Annotated in this window: 1 pseudogene; it reads left to right on the forward strand. The window is 84.7% G+C overall.

Annotated elements, in window-relative coordinates:
• Window positions 1-129: 129 nt before the first annotated feature.
• A pseudogene (locus ABD296_RS49825) lies at window positions 130-627 on the forward strand (hypothetical protein); the annotation flags it as partial.

Raw genomic sequence — 627 nt, forward strand, 5'->3', positions numbered from 1 at the left:
CCGGCGCCCGGCGCCGGCGGGCCGGGGGGGACCGGCTCGGGCACCGGCACCGGCGCCGGCGCGGCCGGCGGTCGGTCGGGCGCGGCCGGCGGCATCGGCGCACCCGGCCACGCCGGACCCTGGTCCAGCATGGTGCGGAACGCGTCGGTGTCCAGCTGCGTCGCCGGGGCGTACGCGGCCGGAGACGCGGGCTCCGACGGCCAGCGCGGCTCGTCCGCCGCCGGATCCGACGGCCAGCGGGGCTCCTCCACCGCGGCGGGAGCCGGCCGCACGGGCTCGGGCGCCGGCTCCGGCGGACGCGGCTCAGCGGCCGGCGGGGGCGGCGGCGCGATTCTGGGCGGCGGGACATCCGAGCCCAGCGGGTTCTCCATCCCCGCCCGTTCGGCCCGCACCGGAGACGGCGCAGGACCGGGCGCGGGGCCGGGCGGCGGAGGCGGGGCGGGCGCCTGCGCGTGGACCCCGAACGGATCGGACGGCGCGGGCGGCGGCACCGACGGGTCGTGCCCGTGCGCCTGCGCGGGCCCCGGCGGCGCGACCGGCGGCGCGACCGGCGATGAGATCGGCGGCGCGGACGGCGGCTCCATCGGCGCCGCGGCCGGCGGGGGGGCCCGCGCCTCCCGCGGCCGG

Source organism: Actinomadura napierensis (genome assembly GCF_039529375.1).
GTDB lineage: Bacteria > Actinomycetota > Actinomycetes > Streptosporangiales > Streptosporangiaceae > Spirillospora > Spirillospora napierensis.